Consider the following 17,240-nt stretch of genomic DNA (forward strand, 5'->3'; position numbering starts at 1 on the left):
GCCGCAAACCCATCCGGCAGGCCGGGCCTCGGTGCGGTCGCCGTCGGCCAGGGCATGGCGTGCTGCTCGTTGATTTCTCACTCCAGGTGTTCGGTCGCGTACTGCCTGCACATCGTCCATTTGGCCCCCGTAGTGGGATTCGTCACTCGGCCCCGATACGCTGTTTTCCCAGCGGAGAAGGGCAATCGGACATCGCGCGCGCCTTTCTCGGATTTGCCGCCAGGCGTGGCGCGACCACTCAGCGGTTCCGGACGCCGCACGGGAATGTGGCACCGTCGATGCGAGCACAGCGATGCGCACGCAGACGCGAGGAGGAAGATGAACAGCAGGAAAGCGTCCGCGCTGGCCGTGGCGGCTCTGGTCGCGGGCGGCGTGCTGACCGGTGGTGTGGCCACCGCGCAGGCCGCGGGCGGCAGTCCGAGCCCTTGCCGGGCGAGTGCCAAGGCGTGCGTGAGCCTGTCGACCAACCAGGCCTGGCTCCAGAAGGACGGAAGCACCAGCTACGGCCCGGTGCCGATCACCAGCGGCAAGCCGGGTTCGGAGACGCCGACGGGCATCCACCGGGTGCAGTGGAAGGACGCCGACCACCGCAGCCGGGAGTTCAACAACGCGCCGATGCCGAACTCGGTGTTCTTCACCAAGACCGGCGTCGCGTTCCACGAGGGCAGCCTCCGGGCCAAGTCCAACGGCTGCGTGCACCTGTCGACGACGGCGGCGAAGCGGTTCTTCGACTACCTGAACCCGGGCGACGAGGTCCAGGTCGTCCCCTGACTCGGCCCGCATCCGCGGCATCCCGCCGGGCGGACGCCCCTAAAAGTCCATTGTGGACTAGCGGTGTCGGCCCCAGCAGAGGAACGCGAAGGTTCCTGGGCAGGGCTCCCGCCATCGATCCGATGGATCGCAGTTCGGGCAGCGGCCGGAACCGCGGCGGTGAACCGGCCACGGTCCACGCTGTGGTGGGCCGGCTCAACCAACTCGTCCTGCCGCTCGGAGTCGATCCCCGAAGCCCGCTTCCCGGTTCGACTCTCCAGCAGGAATCAGCTGAATGCGCCGGGACGCGGGTGTTCCTGAAAATCCGCACTGCGGGCGGCCGCTGCTCGCCGCGGGTTGGCTCGCGCTGCTGTAGCGTCCGCCGAACTTCCCTTCGCCCTTTCGCATGATCTCCGACTGTCGAAGCGCACTGCGCGCTATGGAGCAGGCCGCCCAGTCGGGCAACTGGGCTTCCGAAGGATCTGATCGCGAAGAACCCCTGCTACCAGGGAAGACTTCCCCGGTCTTCGCATAGGCCGCGAGCGTTCGACCGCCGTCACCGGCCCGGCCGGAGCACCTTCGTCGAGTTCGGGCGCACGCGTGTGATCGCGGGCGCGCTCTATGATCCACGGCGCCGCCAGAAGTCGCGTTCCCAACCGGCTTGCTCCCTGCGCACTCGGCGAATTTGAGGAGTCTCGGTGACGGACCGCGTGGACTCGATCGAATCGATGGAACAGCTCGCGGTGGTCTGGCGCGACATGGTGCTGGACCGGGATCTTGGTGCCGATGTGCGAGACCTCCCGGGCATCGCCGTTCGCTGGGCGGACTGCCGGTTCCTCTTCTGGAACTGCATCACGTTGACCGAAGTCGGCGCGGACGCGGAACTCGTCGGGCAACGACTGGGCCAGGCAGCGGACATCATGCGCTCGAAGCAGCACCCGGGATTCCTGTGGATCTTCGAGGACCTCCTCGCCGATGACGCACGCGCGGCGCTGAGCGAAGCAGCCGAGCGAGCGGGCCTTGAGCACGCCTTCCCCGGAACCGGCATGGCCGGAGATCTGCTCCCTATCCCCGAGCCCAGCCACCCCGACCTGACATTCGTGCGCGCGACCACCGACGAACAGCTGCGCACCTACGCAGACCTCAACTCGCGCGCCTACGGATTCCCCTTGGAAGACGGCCGCGACGGGCTCGTCGGCTCGACGCTGTGGAAGAACCAGGTGCACGCCTACCTGGGTCTGCGAGACGGCGTGCCGGTGACGTGCGCTGCGACCGTGGAAGCAGCAGGACGCCTTTTCGTCGTGCTCGTCGCCACCGCCCCGGAGTGGGAGCGCAGGGGATACGGCGAGGCGGTGACGCGGAAGGCGCTGTACGAGGGCGGCCGGGCCACCGGACTGACCCGCGCCACCCTGCACGCGACCGTCGCCGGTGCACCTGTGTACCCGCGGATCGGCTTCAACCCGAACTCGCCGATGCACTTCTACAGCCTGAAGAACTGATCCCAGCCGCGGTGCGACGCCGCGCCTTGCGTTCCGGACATGTGCGATCCTCGGCGCAGCCCAAGCGTGCCCGGCAGGCTCGGGGCTGTGTACCTGTTTACGACGGTCGATAGGAAAGTCTGATGCTCGTCCGCCGCGCCTACATCCCCGAAGCGCAACGCCCGGAGTCGTTCGGCACCTGGCCGTACACGGTGCCGTGCGTCGCAGAACTCGCCGAGCGCGGCCTGACCTTCACCGCGCCGGTGACCATGCTCGTCGGCGAGAACGGGTCCGGGAAGTCGACGTTGGTCGAGGCGATCGCGGAGGGCTTCAAGCTCGACTCGCACGGCGGACGGGCCGGCCGCAAGTACGTCAACGACCGGCCCAGGACTCCGCTCGGGGACGTGCTCAAGCTGGAGACCACCCCGATCGGGAGCCGGATGCTGACCGGGCCGAGGTCGCGGCGCAAGGGTTTCTTCCTGCGCGCCGAGACCGCCTTCGGGCTGCTGAACACCGTGAGCGGCGTGTACGGCTATTGGGATGAGGACACCTCGACCATGTCCCACGGCGAGGGGTTCCTGACGGTGTTCGGGGCGATGTTCCAGGACCGCGGGTTCTACGTCATGGACGAGCCCGAGGCCGCGTTGTCCTTCGAATCCTGCCTGAAGCTGGTCGGGTTGATGCACGAGCTCGGCAACTCCGGCGCGCAGATCGTCTGCGCGACGCACTCGCCGATCCTGGCCGCCACCCCCGGCGCGGACATCATCGAGGTGGGCGAGCACGGAACCCGCCGAGTGAAGTGGCACGAGCTCGACCTGGTGGACCACTGGCGCCGCTACCTGGCCGATCCGGGCCTCTACCTGCGGCACATCACCGAATGACCCGGCACCCCGGGGAATGCGGGGCGGCGTCGCTGCCGGAGAGCATCCGCCGGAATCATGGCCGTCCGAGGACCGGGTAGGCGTGCTCGATCGCCACGAGCGCAGTGACCATGCCTGGGATGTCCGTCTGGTCCAGCCCGGCGATGGCGAACGACAGGCTGTTGCCCGACCCCATGTCATCGTCGAGCTCTCCTGCCACGGACAACGAGCCGTTCGGCAGGCACCGCACTGTCAGCGCGATCCAGTTCTCCATCGAAACGAGCACCGCCTCGCCGCGCAACCGTCGGTCCAGCCGCTCCAGCCCGAGCCGGAACTCCCGGAGCTCATCGACTCGCAGCGCAGCGCCGATCTGGACCGCATATCCGCCCAGCCGGGCCGAAACGGGACTGACCAGCCAGTTGCCGTCCCAGTAGTCGTCGCACTCGGGGTGCATCCTGCCCAGCACTCGGACGGCCAGGTGATCACCTTCGACTCTTCCGACGACCAGCTCGCGACGTTCGGTCACGCCGAAGATCCTGCCACCGCCGCGCCGCAGGCGGGAAAGCTTTCCAGACGTGCAACTTCGAGGACGAAGTCGTCCCCACGGCCTGGCGGAGGAACGCTCGCACCGCGGCGGCGTGACCAGTCACCAAGCTGATCCGCAAGGTGCCGGTCACGCCGCCGCGTTGCTACTCGCGCCGAAAGCGCCTGGCCTACTGCCGAGAAGGACTCACTCGACCCAGTCGAAGGTCTTGGTGACCGCCTTCTGCCACTGGTGGTACTGCTTTTCGCGGAGTTCCGTCGGCATCGCCGGGTCCCACTGCTTGTCCTTGGCCCAGTTCGAGCGGATGTCCTCCTCGCTGGACCAGAAGCCGACCGCGAGGCCCGCCGCGTAGGCCGCGCCGAGCGCCGTGGTCTCGGCGACCACCGGGCGGATCACCGGGACGCCGAGGATGTCGGCCTGGAACTGCATCAGCAGCTCGTTCTGCACCATGCCGCCGTCGACCTTCAGCGACTTCAGCGGGACGCCGGAGTCGGCGTTCATCGCCTCGATCACCTCGCGGGTCTGGAACGCCGTCGCTTCCAGCACCGCGCGGGCCAGGTGGCCGCGGTTGACGTAGCGGGTGAGGCCGACGATCGCGCCGCGCGCATCGGAGCGCCAGTGCGGGGCGAACAGCCCGGAGAACGCGGGCACGAAGTACGCGCCGCCGTTGTCGTCGACGGAGCGCGCGAGCTGCTCGATCTCCGGGGCCGTGCCGATGATGCCCAGGTTGTCCCGCAGCCACTGCACCAAGGAGCCGGTGACGGCGATGGAACCTTCCAGGCAGTAGACCGTTTCCCGGCTGCCGATCTTGTAGCCGACCGTCGTCAGCAGGCCGTTCTCGCTGATCACGCGCTCCGTGCCGGTGTTGAGCAGCACGAAGTTGCCGGTGCCGTAGGTGTTCTTGGCTTCGCCGGGCGACAGGCACGCCTGCCCGAAGGTGGCGGCCTGCTGGTCGCCGAGGATGCCGGAGATCGGGACTCCCGCGAACACGCCGCGCTCCCGGAACTTGCCGTACACCTCCGACGAGGACCGGATCTCGGGCAGCATCGCCATCGGCACGCCGATCTCGGCGCAGATGTCGGCGTCCCACTCGAGCCGTTCCAGGTCCATCAGCAGCGTGCGGGACGCGTTGGTCGGGTCGGTGATGTGCAGGCCGCCGTCCGGGCCACCGGTGCTGTTCCACAGCACCCAGGTGTCCATGTTGCCGAACAGCAGCTCGCCCTTCTCGGCGCGCTCCCGGGCACCGTCCACATTGTCCAGGATCCACCTCACCTTGGGGCCGGAGAAGTAGGTGGCCAGCGGCAGGCCGGTCTTGCTCTGGTACCGGTTCTGGCCGCCCTCGCCGGCGGCCAGCTCGCCGACGATGTCGTCGGTGCGCGTGTCCTGCCAGACGATCGCGTTGTAGACGGGCTTGCCGGTGGCCTTCTCCCACACCACGGTGGTTTCCCGCTGGTTGGTGATGCCGCAGGCCGCGATGTCCGAGGACACCAGGTCGACCTTGGCCAGCGCGCCCGCGCAGACCTGCCGGGTGTTGGCCCAGATCTCGTTCGGGTCGTGCTCGACCCAGCCCGCCTTCGGGAAGATCTGCCGGTGTTCGATCTGGTCGACCGAAACGACCCGGCCGGAGTGGTCGAAGATCATGCACCGCGTCGAGGTGGTTCCCTGGTCGATGGCGGCGACGTACGAGGACATCTCGTTCTACCTTCCTAAGTGGACCGTTCGGTCAGCTGATGGGGAGGGCCAGGGCCAGCAGACCGGCCAGCACACCGCCGATGATCGGGCCCGCGATCGGAATCCAGGAGTAGCCCCAGTCGGCCGAGCCCTTGCCGCGGATCGGCAGGATCGCGTAGGCGATGCGCGGCCCGAGGTCGCGAGCCGGGTTGATGGCGTACCCGGTCGGGCCGCCGAGCGAGTTGCCGATGCCGATCACGATGAAGGCGACCGCGGCGTAGCCGAGCGCGGAGTTGCCGAACGACGGCACGCCGGGAGTTTCACCGACACCCGCCTGCGGGCTGAGGATGATCCAGAAGACCAGCACGAACGTGCCGATGATCTCGGTGACGAGGTTCCACGGAGCGTTCGGCACGGTCGGGCTGGTGGAGAAGATGCCGAGCGTGTTGGCCGGGTCGTCGTGGGTGTCGAACTGCAGCTTGTAGGCGGCCCAGCACAGGATCGCGCCCAGTGTGCCGCCGACGAGTTGCGCTGCGATGTAGACCGGGACCTCGGACCACGGCGTCTGGCCGTTCACCGCGAGCCCGAGGGTCACTGCCGGGTTGATGTGCGCTTCAGTCGGTGCGGCGACGCTCGCGCCCGCGAAAACCGCGAAGCCCCAACCGAAGTTGACGAGCAGGAATCCGCCTTCGTAGCCGCGGTTCTTGCGCAGCACGGTGTTTGCGACGACACCGCAACCTAGCAGGGTGAGAACCGCCGTCCCCATCATCTCCCAGAGGAAGATCTCACCAAAGCTCATGCTGCCGTTCCCCTCTTAATGCCGCCGTTGGCAAAGGCGGGTTCGCTGACTGTCCGAGATGGAATGAGTCGGGACGGTACTGCCGCATAGCAACACGTGTCCATGCATGCCGCCACTCGTGGCAACGGATTGGTCTGAACCGCCTAATCCCGCGTCTCGGCTGGTAGTAGCGGATGCCCGAACCGTCGATCGGTGATCTCGATCGACCGGTGGCGCGGGCCCGGTGGACGGCCCGCGACGGGGGCGTACCCCGGGCATCTTTGCGCATGGCAAGTCACATTAGACTTGTGAAAACAAACGTTGCAAGACGCTTCCGATGGTGTTTTTATCGAACTAGGTGATGACACCGCGCCGGCTCGGCGGTCGCGCCAGGCTGGTGGCAGCCGCGCACCGGTCGGCCGGAGCGCGATGACCAGGGATTTTGGAGGACGACGATGTCCGCTCGACGCCCGTCCGGGAAGCAGCAGGACCGGCGGCGCAAGATCACCGAGCTGGTCATGGCGGAGGGCACCATGCGGATCGACGACCTCGTCGAGACCGTCGGCGCCAGCGCGATGACGGTGTACCGCGATCTCGCCGACCTCGAGTCCCAGGGCTTGGTGCATCGCAACCGCGGCTACGTCTCGGCGGCCTCGTCACTGCTGTACGAGGCCGCGTCGGAATACCGGTTGCAGCAGAACACCTCGGAGAAGGAGGAGATCGCGCAGGCCGCGGCGGAACTGATCGAGCCGGGGCAGGCGCTGGTGCTCGACGACTCGACGACCGGCGTGTACCTGGCCCGGCTGCTGCCGGAACGCGCGCCGCTGACCGTCGTCACCAACCACCGCGGGGTGTTCGGCGAACTGGCCGGCGCGTCGGGCATCAGCCTGATCTGCGTGGGCGGCGACTACCTGCCGTGGGCCGACGCGTTCGTCGGCGGGATGGCGTTGGACGCGCTGCGGAACCTGCGCGTCGATCTGGCGATCATGTCGGTCTCCGCCGTGACCGACGGGATTTGCTGTTACCCGCAACAGGAAATGGTGCAGATCAAGAAAGCCATGCTGGCCTCGGCGCGGCGTCGCGTGCTCTACGTCGACCACACCAAGTTCCGGCGGCGGGCGCTGCACGCGGTCGCTCCGGTCGAGGACTTCGACGTCGTGATCGTGGATTCGCGGACGACGAGCGCCGATATCGAGGTGCTGCGCGACCGCGGCGCGCGGGTCGAGCAGGCGGGAAATGCGCGGAGTGCCGTGCCGAGCACGAAGGGTGCAGGTCGGGCATGATGACCACCGCAGGACGGACTGGCGCCGAGTCCGGTTCCGCGTCGGCGGGGTGGTCAGCGGTGGGACGCGATTCGAGCGAGGAGGACGCCTGGTGTCCAAGGACAAAATCGAAATCGACAGCCGGTTGAAGGGCACGTTGGGCCCGGCGGACCGGGCGGAGAACTGGCGTCGGCTCGGTTCCGACGAGTTCGACGTGGTGGTGATCGGCGGTGGCGTGGTCGGCGCGGGCGCGGCGCTGGACGCGGCGACCCGCGGGCTGCGGGTGGCGCTGGTGGAGGCGCGCGACCTGGCGGCCGGCACTTCCAGCCGTTCCAGCAAGCTGTTCCACGGTGGACTCCGCTATCTGGAACAGCTGGAGTTCTCGCTGGTCCGCGAGGCACTTCGGGAGCGCGAGCTGATGCTCACCCGGATCGCGCCGCACCTGGTGAAGCCCGTCCCCTTCCTGTACCCGCTGACCCACCGGGTCTGGGAGCGTCCCTACACCGCCGCGGGCCTTTTCCTCTACGACACGATGGGCGGCGCCCGCTCCGTGCCGGGGCAGAAGCACCTTTCCCGCGCGGGCGCGCTGCGGATGGTGCCGGCGCTGAAGCGCAACGCGATGATCGGCGGGATCCGCTACTACGACGCCCAGGCCGACGACGCCCGGCACACCATGATGGTGGCCCGCACCGCCGCCCGCTACGGCGCCGTGATCACGACGTCCACCCAGGTCACCGGTTTCCTGCGGGAGGCCGACCGGGTCGCCGGCGTCCGGGTGCGCGACGTGGAGTCCGGTGACGAGGTCGAGGTCCGCGCGCAGGCCGTGATCAACGCGACCGGCGTCTGGACCGACGAGCTGCAGAAGCTCTCCGGCGGGCGCGGCCGTTTCCGGGTCCGCTCCAGCAAGGGCGTGCACATCGTGGTGCCCCGCGACCGGATCGTCGCCGAGGCCGGGATGATCCTGCGCACCGAGAAGTCGGTGCTGTTCGTCATCCCGTGGGGCAACCACTGGATCGTCGGCACCACCGACACCGACTGGCACCTCGACCTGGCGCACCCGGCGGCCACCAAGGCCGACATCGACTACCTGCTGGAACACGTCAACTCGGTGCTGGCGACGCCGCTGACCCACGACGACATCGAAGGCGTGTACGCGGGGCTGCGGCCATTGCTGGCCGGCGAGAGCGAGGAAACCTCGAAGCTGTCCCGGGAGCATGCGGTCGCGCGCGTCGCGCCCGGGCTGGTGGCGATCGCCGGCGGCAAGTACACGACGTACCGGGTCATGGCGGCCGACGCCGTCGACGCCATCGCGCCGGACATCACCGGGCGGATGGCGTCGTCGATCACCGACCGGGTCCCGCTGCTCGGCGCCGACGGGTACCACGCGCTGGTCAACCAGGCCGATCAGCTGGCGGCCGCGCACGGCTTGCACCCGTACCGCATCCGGCACCTGCTGGACCGCTTCGGTTCGGAGATCCACGACGTGCTCGCCCTCGGCGACGACCGGCCCGAGCTGCTCAAGCCGATCCCGGCGGCGCCGAACTACCTGCAGGCCGAGGTGGTTTACGCGTGCAGCTACGAAGGCGCGCTGCACCTGGAGGACGTGCTGACCCGGCGCACCCGGATCTCCATCGAGTACGCGCACCGCGGCGTGGACTGCGCGGAACCGGTCGCGCGGCTGATGGGGGAGGTGCTCGGCTGGGACGACGCGCACGTCGCCCGCGAGGTCGAGGTCTACACGAAGCGGGTCGAGGCGGAACGGGATTCGCAGACGCAGCCCGACGACCAGGCGGCCGACGCGAAGCGTTCGGCGGCACCGGAAGCGCGCGAGCGCATCATCGAACCGGTGGTGTGAGGGCGTATTCGGCTCGGTGAGTCCCTTGGGGTGCTTGTCATCCCGAGGGACTCACCGGTTTTCGGACACCTCGGCGAGCAGTTCCTCGACGTGGCCGATCAGGCGCCGGGTGTCGACCGGCGCGACGGTGCTCCACACGTCGCCGGACGGCGATTCCCGCCGCAGCTGGGCATAACGGCCGTGCGCGGTGTCGAAGAATCCGATGACGTGGTCGGCGCGGATGCGGCGGCCGTACCGGTCCCGGGCCGCGGTGCCGAACTGCCCGCGCGCCTCGACCCCGGCCACCATGCTCATCAGCGTTTCAGCGTCGTCCGGGCGGATTCCGCGGCGCTGCAACGCGTTCTGCAGCCGCTCGATGTTGTCGCCGGCCTCCTCGGCGGCGCCGTCGAGATCGCTGCTGGGCACGGACACCGAACGGCCCGGGCCGGGCGGCAGCGTCGGCAGCACCGAAACTGCTTCGCGAGGCAGCCCCGTCGCGGCCGCGGCCCGCAGGCTCAGGACGTCCTGGTCCTTGACGACCAGCGCCGCCCCTTCGGTTTCGGCGTCGGACGCCGCGAGCACCCGCACACTGCGACCCATCCAGATCCGCCCGTCGACCTCGCGGCCGGGGCGCGCCAGCAGCCGCAACATCCATTCGAGCTCGGGATCGAGTTCGGTCGGGCGGCCGAGGTCGCGGGCGCCCAGCGATCGCCACGCCGATTCCACCAGCTTCGCGCGCTCGGTGTGGGTGCGCCCGGGCGACGGGACCTTCAGCACAAGCGGCATGGTGTCCAACTCGAGGTGCTCGGTGAGCACGTCGAACTCCAGCGCGGACAGGGTCAGCTGCCGGCCGGTGTCGGTGACCGTCATTGTCCGGGCTCGCCGCCGATCACCGGGCGGGACAGGGTCTGCGGTTCGTCGAAGAACCCGCCCGGGCGGCCGACCTGCTCGGTCACCTTCCGGTCCACCACCTCGTCGCGGTCCTTGCGGCCGCGCTTGCCGGCGGCACGGCCGTCACCGCCGCGCACCGGCCCACCGCCGCCTCCCGGCCGTCCCGACCGCTGCTCGGGGAGCCGGCTGGAAAGCGTCGGCGTCGTCGCGATCCGCGTCGCGGGCGCGGAGGTGCTGCCCCAGCTGATGGTCACGTTCTGCTGCCCGCTCGGTGTCCCGGAACCACCGGTGACCGGGGCGTCAACCACCACCTGCGGCGGCTGGGTGAACGACGCCAGCGACGTGGTGTTGGCCTGCGTCGACGCCTCGTACGTGCGCATCACGTCGAAGGCCCGCTGCTCGGCGGCGTTCTGCTCGGCCTCCTGCAGCTCGTAGTCGGTCTGCCCGCCGAAGAGGTGCGTCAGCACCGTTTCCGCGGTGCTCGGCTCTTCGGTGGTCACCTGCACCGGCGGCGGCATGTCCTGGCGGGCCTTGCTGATGAACTCCGCCTGCTGCTCGGCCCGCTCCCGCATCACGGTGGTGGCCTGCTGGGCTTGGGCCGCCCAGTTGCCCAGCGGACGCACGCCGCCGTGCGCGCTGTCCGCGGCGATGCCCTGCCAACCGGCCATCGCCGACGACAGGGCGGACGCCAGCCCGGCGTCGATGTCGCCGAGCGCGCGGGCGAGTTCGCTCCAGCGGCGCACGCTGTCGATCGAGCCGTTCGCGCCGGGACCCTCGTGGATCTGCGCGAACAGCTCGGGGTGGCGGTATCCCTGCCAACGGTGGTCGCTCATCGGGATCAGCAACCTCCGCCGATGCCGTACGCGCTGTCGCCGTCGATCCGCTCGTACTGGCGGTTGGCGAGCCGCAGCGACTCGGCGGCCGCCTGCAGCTGGTCGCGGTAGCCGCACAGCGCGGTCAGCGCGTCCTCGCCGCCGCCGACGGAGCGCCGGTTGAACTCCTCGGCGGCGTCGGCGCTGATCGGATCGCCGGCCCAGGGCCGGATGCGCAGTTCGGTGATGGCGTGCTCGATCTGCAGGCCGACCGCGTCGAGCGATTCCTGCAGCGCGTTCACCAGCCTCGGGATGGAGGCTGGCTCGACTTGCACCGAGCCACCCGACATCCCGGGCAGGGCGCTGGTCGAGCTGTCGCCCCACGGAGCAGTGAGCGGCACGTTTTCCCCTCCCACAGGTAAGGGCCCGGGTTAGCGGGTGCAAGGCCCTTGTGCCTGAACGCCCGGGCGGATGCAGGGCGGCGGGGCCCTGACCGGGTGTTCGCGGGCACCCGGCGGTTGCGGGGGCCCAAGCGCTCAAGCTACTAAACGTCCGCCGAACACTGTAGTCAGTGAACATCACGCTGGGGAGTGCTCCAAACGCGGTGAGTATCGCTCATCCGGTTGCGGAGCGTGAACATCGCAGGACGTGGCGCGGTTCCGCGGGCCTCGTGGCGGCCGAAGACGTGATGTTGCCGACCCGAGCGGAGGAGCCGGCCGCTACTGGGGCGCTGTCTCCCGAGGCTTGGTCGTCTGGGGCGGCGCGGACGTTTCCGGCGCGGCCAGGCTCGCGAGGGCGTCCTCGGCGACCCGCTGGGCGCCGGCGCAGAGCTGGTCGACCGGCGGCGGCGGTTGGCCGCCGTCGTCGCGGTAGAGGACGTCGAGGTGCTGGAACTCGGCGACGTCCACCGCGACGTTGCAGGACAGGTCCAGGCCCGGGGTCTTGATCACCAGCGCCGGGAAGCCGCCGATCACCACCGGCGAGGCCTCCACCTGCGCGGTGTCGTCGGTCCACACCCCCATGCTCTCGGTGGTGATCAGCGCCAGCCGGGCGCCGACCTTGGCCGTGGTGTTGCGGTAGCTGCAGGTCGCCGCGTCGCCGAAGCCCGCCTCGGAGCCCGGCAGCGGCTCCCGGTCGAAGCCGAGCTGGCTGCGCTGGTCGTCGGTGAGCAGCTCGCACGGGTCGACGCCGTCGAGGGCGAGCTCGAACGGGCGCGGTGGCAACGGCGGGGGAGCGCTCGTCGTGGGCATCGGCGGCGGTAGCGGGGCCCTGGTCTCCGACGTCGGCTCCGACTGCCACAGGCCGCACCCGGCGAGGGTGAGCGAGCCGGCGGCGAGCAACGCGCTCAGCCGCCACGCCCCGGGGATCCGCGAGCTGTGCATGGCCTCACCGTAACGAAACGTGGCCGGTCGTGACGGTGGGCGGCGATCAGCGCCGCCAGGAGAACCAGAGGACGGCGATCAGCGGGAGCAGCAGGACCAGGGCCAACTGCCGCGCGACCACCAGCAGGAACACGACCAGGACGACGGCGCAGACGGCCAGCACGATCTTCCCGGCCGCCGCCGGCGGCGCCGCGGCGCGGATCGCCGGGGCGACCGGGCGCGGCGGTTCGCTGGGCTGCGGCTCGGGCAGGTCGTCGAACAGCGGCGTCAGTTCGGAGCGGAACCGGGCGGCCGCAGCCAGGCGACAGCGCTCGTCGTACTCGGTGACGTCGAGGCGCCCGGCGGAGAAGTGCTCGCCGAGCAGCCGCATGGCGTTCTCCCGCTCGGGGTCGCCGATCCGGAGGTCCTTGCCCCGTCGACCGTTGTCCACGCCCCCATCCTACGTTCGGCGGACCTCCGGTCGGGGCGGTCGGCACCGGATCCCGGGCCGCGTGAAAACTCCGCCAACAATGCGGGAATCCGGCGTTCAACGAGGTGAACGCCGGATTCCCAGTGGTGCTGCGTCAGGCCTTGACCAGGTTGCTGTCGCCGTCGACCAGCGGGGTGCTCGGCTTGGCGAGGACCTCGTCGTCGAGCAGGCCCTCGCTGCGGGCGACCACGACCGGGACCACGATCTGGCCCGCGACGTTGGTGGCGGTGCGCGCCATGTCCATGATCGGGTCGACCGCGTAGGCGATGGCGATGCCGGTGGCCACGACCTCGGGCGGGAAGCCCAGCGCGCCGACGGTCAGCGTCAGCATGGTGAACCAGCCGGTGACGCCGGCCGTGGCGATCGAGCCGAACACCGCGACGGCGATGATCGTCAGGTACTGCACCGGGCCGAGCTGGATGCCGAAGAGGTTCGCGATGAACATCGAGCCGACGGCCGGGTAGATCGCGGCGCAGCCGTCCATCTTGGTGGTGGTGGCCAGCGGCACCGCGAAGTTCGCGTAGGACGCCGGCACGCCGAGGTCCTGGGTGGTCTGCCGGGTCAGCGGCAGGCTCGCCCCGGAGGACCGGGAGACGAACGCGAACTGCAGCACGTTCCAGGACTTGGCGAAGAACTTGACCGGGCTGACCTTGGCCACGAACGCCAGCAGCAGCGGGTACACCGCGAACAGCACCAGCGCGCAGGCCACGTAGGTCGAGCCGATCAGCTTCAGCAGCGGCACGAAGAACTCGTTGCCGTAGGTGGCGACCGCGTTGCCGATCAGGCCGAGGGTGCCCAGCGGGGCGAGCCGGATGATCCAGCCGAGCACTCGCTGGATGACCTCGAAGGCGGCCTTGTTGAAGTCGACGAACGGCGCGGCCTTCTCGCCCAGGCTGTAGGTCGCGGCGCCGATGATCAGCGCGACGAACACCACCTGCAGCGTCTCGCCCTCGGCGAACGCGCTGATCAGGTTGCTCGGCACCAACCCGGTGATCAGGTCCAGCCAGGAGCCTTGCGTCTTCTCGCCGATGGAGGCCAGCTTCTCCGGGTCGGGCTCGATGACCAGGCCCTTGCCGGGCTGGAACAGCCCGCCGATCAGCAGGCCGATCACCACGGCGATCAGCGAGGTGATGCCGAACCACAGGGCCGTCTTGCCGCCGAGCCGGGCCGCGGTCCGGCCGCCGCCGACGCCGCGCAGGCTGTTGATGCCCACCACGATCGCCGTGAAGATCAGCGGCAGCACGGTGAAGGTGAGCAGCTTGGTGAAGGTGCTGCCGATGGTCTTCAGCGTGGTGACGAGCCATTCCGCGTCGGTCTGCTTGGCGACCCAGCCGAGCAGCGCGCCGAGCACGAGGGAGGCGATCACCGCCACGGCGAAGACCTTGGGGTTGAAGCGCAGGCGTGATCGGCCGGCGGAGGTGGACACAGGGATCTCCCGAGGTGTCGAAGGATGGATTCGGAGGTGGCGGCGGTTCCGGGCTCGTTCGCGCAGCGGCGCAGGACTCGCGCTGTGCGCGTGGTCTTCAGGAGGCGGTTTCGCTTGCCGAGGGCAGCCGCTATCGCGGCGCCGAGCGTCCGATCAAAGACAGACGGAGCTGGCCTGCCGTCGCAGATCGACGTGCAGGCGCGAAGTCAGGTACAGCCGTCGGAGGGTTCCCATCGCGAACATTTGTAACCAGGCGCGCGGCGAAACCCATCCGTGGGTAACCGAATTGTGTTCGTATTCACTCAGATGCGGAGATCTGGTGTCACTTGGTGATCGGCGTGTTCCACAACGTCACGACGCTGACACCGATCTCGGCCAGCAGCTTGCGGGTCAGCGGCAGGCTGATGCCGAGCACGCTCGACGGGTCGCCGTCGACGCCTTCGATGAACCAGCCGCCGAAGCCTTCGAGTGTGAACCCGCCCGCCACGTGCAGCGGCTCGTCGGTCGCCAGGTAGGCGTCGAGCTCGGCCTCGGTGGGCGTGCCGAACCGCACGGTGGTGCTGAGATGCCCCTTCGTGTGAGCGCTGATCTTGCCGTCCCGCAGCCGGACGACGGCGTGCCCGGTCAGCAGTTGCCCGTCGTTCCCGGCGTTGTGCGCCCACCGCTTCGCGGCGGCCTCGCGGGTGCCGGGCTTGCCGACGATCTCGCCATCCGCCATCAGCAGCATCGAGTCGCACCCGACGATCACGGCGTCCGGTTCTGCCGCGGCGATGTCGGCGACCACGGCCTCGGCCTTCGCCTGCGCCAGCGCGGTGACCAGCTCGGCCGGGCTGGGGTCGGGCAGGGCGGCGGCGACCGCGTCCTCGTCGACGCCGGAGACCTGCACCAGCGGCTCGATCCCGGCGGAGCGGAGCACGGACAGGCGGGCGGGCGATGCGGAAGCAAGCACGAAGCGCACGCCCCGATGTTAGTGCCGCGCCGGGAGGCACCTGGCCTGCGGCCGGGATCGCCGGCGATTTCGCGCGAAATCGCCATCGGCCAGCGGGGCTGGACGCGATCGAAGCGTCTACATAGGACGGGGGCGCGGGCCTCGGGCATGGCAGCCCGGAAGGCCCACGGCCCAGTCGGGTCAGTCGCGGTTGAGCTGGACGTCCGGCCGCGCCGGGACGCGGTCCGGGCGGACCTGCGGCGATCTGTTCTCCGCTGCGTCGACACCGGCGGACGTCACGGCCGGCAGACCGCCGACGACGGGCAGGGTCACCGAGGTCTGCGCCAGGTCAAGCCCGATCTGGCCGGGCTGCCGGGGCGCGACGATGAACGCGCCGTCCGTGCCGCCGATGATCAGCGCCAGCTGGTGGCCGGCGGGGACCACGTGATCGGTGGTGGCCAGGCGGAACGTCATGGTGTACGGCTTGCCCGGCTCCAGCGGCCGCTCCGCCGACAGCGACTCGTGGTTGGCCAGGTCGGCCCAGCCGCGCGCGATGATCTCGAAGTCCACCTCGGTGGTGGTGGCTTCGGTGTCCTTGTAGCAGGCGTCGTCGCCGGGACGGCTTTCGCCCCAGCACGATTCCGTCTGCAGCGTGCGGATTCCCTCGCCCTGCCCCAGGTAGTCGCGAGTCGTAGCGGGGCCGTAGTCGACGAGCATCGCGGACAGGTGCGCCGTCGGCGTGCTCGGCACGGCCGTCACGGTGACCGATCCGGTCCCGGCCAGGCGCAGGTCACCGCCCAGCGGGGCGGTGCTGAACAGCGTGCGGGCGGGGGACTGCTGGTCGGGCCGGGCGGCCCAGTCGTACTCGTCCAGCGAGGGATCGTCGGTGAACGAAGCCGTCCCGCCGGGCGCCGGTTCCGTGCCGAGCCCGTCCTCGCGCGGGTGCAGCGTCGTGGCCTGCGCCTGCTCGCCGGACCAGCCCGGCTCGTCGGCCCAGGTGTCGGGGGCGCGTTCGATGCTGGCGGCCGGTTCCTCGGTGATCCCGTTGTCGATGCCGAGCAGGAAGTGGTCGAACCAGCGGTGCAGGGTGTCGACCCACTCGGCGCGGCGGAAGTCGAACGGGTCGACGTGCCCGGTCTGGCTCAGCCACAGCTTGCGCGGCACGTCCTTGGCGGCCAGCGCGTCCCACCACTGCCCGAAGTGAACGGTCTTGACGTTCAGGTCGCCCAGGCCGTGCACGGCGAAGACGCTCGCGGTGACCCGGTCGGCGTTCGGCACGTAGTCCCGCTCGGTCCACAGTGGAGTCACGTCGCCGTTGGCCGGGGCGCCGGTGACCAGTTCCTGCTTGACCTGGCGGCAGTCGGGGCGGCCGCCCTCCTCGACGTTCTGGGCGAGGCCGACCGGGTCGAACCCGAAGGACACGCCGTCGGAGCGGTAGTAGTCGTACCAGGAGCTGATCGCGCCGATCGGGACGATGGTGCGCAGGCCCTCGACCCCGGTGGCGGCGACGCCGTTGGCGATCGTGCCGTCGTAGGACTTGCCGATCATGCCGACGTCGCCGGTGGACCAGCCGGCGCCGACCGGGTTCCCGCCGGTCGCCGCGTCGAAGCCGGTCGCGCGGCCGTTCAGCCAGTCGATCACGGCCTTCGCGGAGGTGATGTCCGACGGCCCGCCGACGTCCACGCAGCCCTCGGAGCGGTTGGTGCCCGAGAGGTCGACGAGCACGGTCGCGTAGCCGCGCGGCACGAAGTAGTTGTCGTAGAACAGCGGGAAGCCGAGCGGCCGCCCCTGGTCGTCGTAGGTCTTGAACTCGTTCTCGTTGCCCCGGCCGCAGCACGAGTAGTACGGGCTGGCGTCCATGATCACCGGCACCGGCTGGTCGGTTCCGGCCGGCCGCGCGATGTCGGCGGCGACCCGGTCGACCACGCCGTCACCGTCGCCGTCCAGCCCGGTCTCGACCCAAACGGTCTCCCGCACCGGCTCGGCCGCGAAGACGGGCTGGCTCCGCCCGTCCCGCACCTGCTCAGCGGCGGCGACCGGTGCGGCACCGGCCAGCACCAACGCCGCGCACGGCAACGCCCACCAGCGACTTCTCCCCACAGCGTCCACCTCCGAGAAGATCTCGAAGGCGAAGCCTAGGGTCCAAGATCAATCC

Annotated in this window: 17 protein-coding genes; 5 read left to right on the forward strand and 12 right to left on the reverse strand. The window is 69.9% G+C overall.

The features are described 5' to 3' along the window. The first annotated feature begins 318 nt into the window (after positions 1-318). The 3 genes from E1288_RS14670 to E1288_RS14680 all read left to right on the forward strand — a co-directional run bounded on the left by E1288_RS14670 (position 319) and on the right by E1288_RS14680 (position 3,109). Positions 319-771 carry a L,D-transpeptidase gene (locus E1288_RS14670; protein ID WP_132485299.1) on the forward strand — a complete coding sequence of 151 codons (453 nt, stop codon included), beginning with the start codon at positions 319-321 and terminating at the stop codon, positions 769-771. Positions 772-1,448: 677 nt separating this feature from the next. After that, complete coding sequence (locus tag E1288_RS14675) at positions 1,449-2,249, forward strand: GNAT family N-acetyltransferase (protein ID WP_132485301.1); 801 nt, start codon at positions 1,449-1,451, stop codon at positions 2,247-2,249. Positions 2,250-2,371: 122 nt separating this feature from the next. Further along, positions 2,372-3,109 carry an AAA family ATPase gene (locus E1288_RS14680; RefSeq protein ID WP_132485303.1) on the forward strand — a complete coding sequence of 246 codons (738 nt, stop codon included), beginning with the start codon at positions 2,372-2,374 and terminating at the stop codon, positions 3,107-3,109. Positions 3,110-3,164: 55 nt separating this feature from the next. Here the strand turns inward: E1288_RS14680 and E1288_RS14685 are convergent, their stop codons facing one another. From E1288_RS14685 to E1288_RS14695, 3 genes are all read right to left on the reverse strand, one after another. Further along, entirely contained in the window at positions 3,165-3,614 is a 450-nt protein-coding gene (locus tag E1288_RS14685; RefSeq protein WP_207954350.1) for a WapI family immunity protein, read from the reverse strand. Positions 3,615-3,818: 204 nt separating this feature from the next. Beyond that, positions 3,819-5,324: a glycerol kinase GlpK gene (gene glpK / locus E1288_RS14690; protein ID WP_132485305.1), complete on the reverse strand. Its 1,506-nt coding sequence runs from the start codon at positions 5,322-5,324 to the stop codon at positions 3,819-3,821. 31 nt (positions 5,325-5,355) lie between these two features. After that, entirely contained in the window at positions 5,356-6,102 is a 747-nt protein-coding gene (locus E1288_RS14695; RefSeq protein WP_132485307.1) for an MIP/aquaporin family protein, read from the reverse strand. Positions 6,103-6,536: 434 nt separating this feature from the next. Here E1288_RS14695 and E1288_RS14700 point away from each other — a divergent pair, with 434 nt between their 5' ends. Beyond that, positions 6,537-7,364 (forward strand): DeoR/GlpR family DNA-binding transcription regulator, encoded by an 828-nt coding sequence (locus tag E1288_RS14700; protein ID WP_132485309.1) that lies wholly within the window; start codon positions 6,537-6,539, stop codon positions 7,362-7,364. Between the two features lie 91 nt (positions 7,365-7,455). Further along, positions 7,456-9,198: a glycerol-3-phosphate dehydrogenase gene (gene glpD, locus E1288_RS14705; RefSeq protein WP_132485311.1), complete on the forward strand. Its 1,743-nt coding sequence runs from the start codon at positions 7,456-7,458 to the stop codon at positions 9,196-9,198. 51 nt (positions 9,199-9,249) lie between these two features. On the opposite strand, the gene E1288_RS14710 is transcribed toward glpD, so the two are convergent. The 9 genes from E1288_RS14710 to E1288_RS14745 form a co-directional block, all read right to left on the reverse strand. Beyond that, positions 9,250-10,047 carry an ESX secretion-associated protein EspG gene (locus E1288_RS14710; protein ID WP_132485313.1) on the reverse strand — a complete coding sequence of 266 codons (798 nt, stop codon included), beginning with the start codon at positions 10,045-10,047 and terminating at the stop codon, positions 9,250-9,252. Further along, on the reverse strand, positions 10,044-10,901 hold the full coding sequence (locus tag E1288_RS14715; protein ID WP_132485315.1) for a PPE domain-containing protein: 858 nt from the start codon (positions 10,899-10,901) through the stop codon (positions 10,044-10,046). The genes E1288_RS14710 and E1288_RS14715 overlap by 4 nt, the downstream gene beginning before the upstream one ends. A 5-nt stretch (positions 10,902-10,906) precedes the next feature. After that, positions 10,907-11,281: a hypothetical protein gene (locus tag E1288_RS14720; protein WP_093267047.1), complete on the reverse strand. Its 375-nt coding sequence runs from the start codon at positions 11,279-11,281 to the stop codon at positions 10,907-10,909. Between the two features lie 318 nt (positions 11,282-11,599). Beyond that, positions 11,600-12,262, reverse strand: a complete 663-nt coding sequence (locus tag E1288_RS14725) for a DUF3558 domain-containing protein (RefSeq protein ID WP_132485317.1) — start codon at positions 12,260-12,262, stop codon at positions 11,600-11,602. Between the two features lie 46 nt (positions 12,263-12,308). Next, positions 12,309-12,692 carry a DUF1707 SHOCT-like domain-containing protein gene (locus E1288_RS14730; RefSeq protein ID WP_235883554.1) on the reverse strand — a complete coding sequence of 128 codons (384 nt, stop codon included), beginning with the start codon at positions 12,690-12,692 and terminating at the stop codon, positions 12,309-12,311. 133 nt (positions 12,693-12,825) lie between these two features. Further along, positions 12,826-14,157, reverse strand: coding sequence for a dicarboxylate/amino acid:cation symporter (locus tag E1288_RS14735; protein WP_235883555.1), 1,332 nt, complete (start codon positions 14,155-14,157; stop codon positions 12,826-12,828). A 153-nt stretch (positions 14,158-14,310) separates the two neighbouring features. After that, positions 14,311-14,400, reverse strand: coding sequence for a putative leader peptide (locus E1288_RS50345; RefSeq protein WP_351134134.1), 90 nt, complete (start codon positions 14,398-14,400; stop codon positions 14,311-14,313). A gap of 79 nt (positions 14,401-14,479) precedes the next feature. Then, complete coding sequence (locus tag E1288_RS14740; protein WP_132485321.1) at positions 14,480-15,115, reverse strand: Maf family protein; 636 nt, start codon at positions 15,113-15,115, stop codon at positions 14,480-14,482. Positions 15,116-15,286: 171 nt separating this feature from the next. After that, positions 15,287-17,185, reverse strand: coding sequence for a Xaa-Pro dipeptidyl-peptidase (locus E1288_RS14745; protein WP_408013382.1), 1,899 nt, complete (start codon positions 17,183-17,185; stop codon positions 15,287-15,289). Positions 17,186-17,240 lie beyond the last annotated feature (55 nt).

The sequence above is a fragment of the Saccharopolyspora elongata genome (assembly GCF_004348985.1).
Classification (GTDB): Bacteria; Actinomycetota; Actinomycetes; order Mycobacteriales; family Pseudonocardiaceae; genus Saccharopolyspora; species Saccharopolyspora elongata.

What these genes read in the sequence shown, in the direction of transcription:
- E1288_RS14670 (WP_132485299.1), top strand. Translation starts at nt 319, where the DNA reads ATGAACAGCAGGAAAGCGTCCGCGCTGGCCGTGGCGGCTCTGGTCGCG.
- E1288_RS14680 (WP_132485303.1), top strand. Translation starts at nt 2,372, where the DNA reads ATGCTCGTCCGCCGCGCCTACATCCCCGAAGCGCAACGCCCGGAGTCG.
- glpK (WP_132485305.1), bottom strand. Translation starts at nt 5,324, where the DNA reads ATGTCCTCGTACGTCGCCGCCATCGACCAGGGAACCACCTCGACGCGG.
- E1288_RS14695 (WP_132485307.1), bottom strand. Translation starts at nt 6,102, where the DNA reads ATGAGCTTTGGTGAGATCTTCCTCTGGGAGATGATGGGGACGGCGGTT.
- E1288_RS14700 (WP_132485309.1), top strand. Translation starts at nt 6,537, where the DNA reads ATGTCCGCTCGACGCCCGTCCGGGAAGCAGCAGGACCGGCGGCGCAAG.
- E1288_RS14710 (WP_132485313.1), bottom strand. Translation starts at nt 10,047, where the DNA reads ATGACGGTCACCGACACCGGCCGGCAGCTGACCCTGTCCGCGCTGGAG.
- E1288_RS14715 (WP_132485315.1), bottom strand. Translation starts at nt 10,901, where the DNA reads ATGAGCGACCACCGTTGGCAGGGATACCGCCACCCCGAGCTGTTCGCG.
- E1288_RS14725 (WP_132485317.1), bottom strand. Translation starts at nt 12,262, where the DNA reads ATGCACAGCTCGCGGATCCCCGGGGCGTGGCGGCTGAGCGCGTTGCTC.
- E1288_RS50345 (WP_351134134.1), bottom strand. Translation starts at nt 14,400, where the DNA reads ATGTTCGCGATGGGAACCCTCCGACGGCTGTACCTGACTTCGCGCCTG.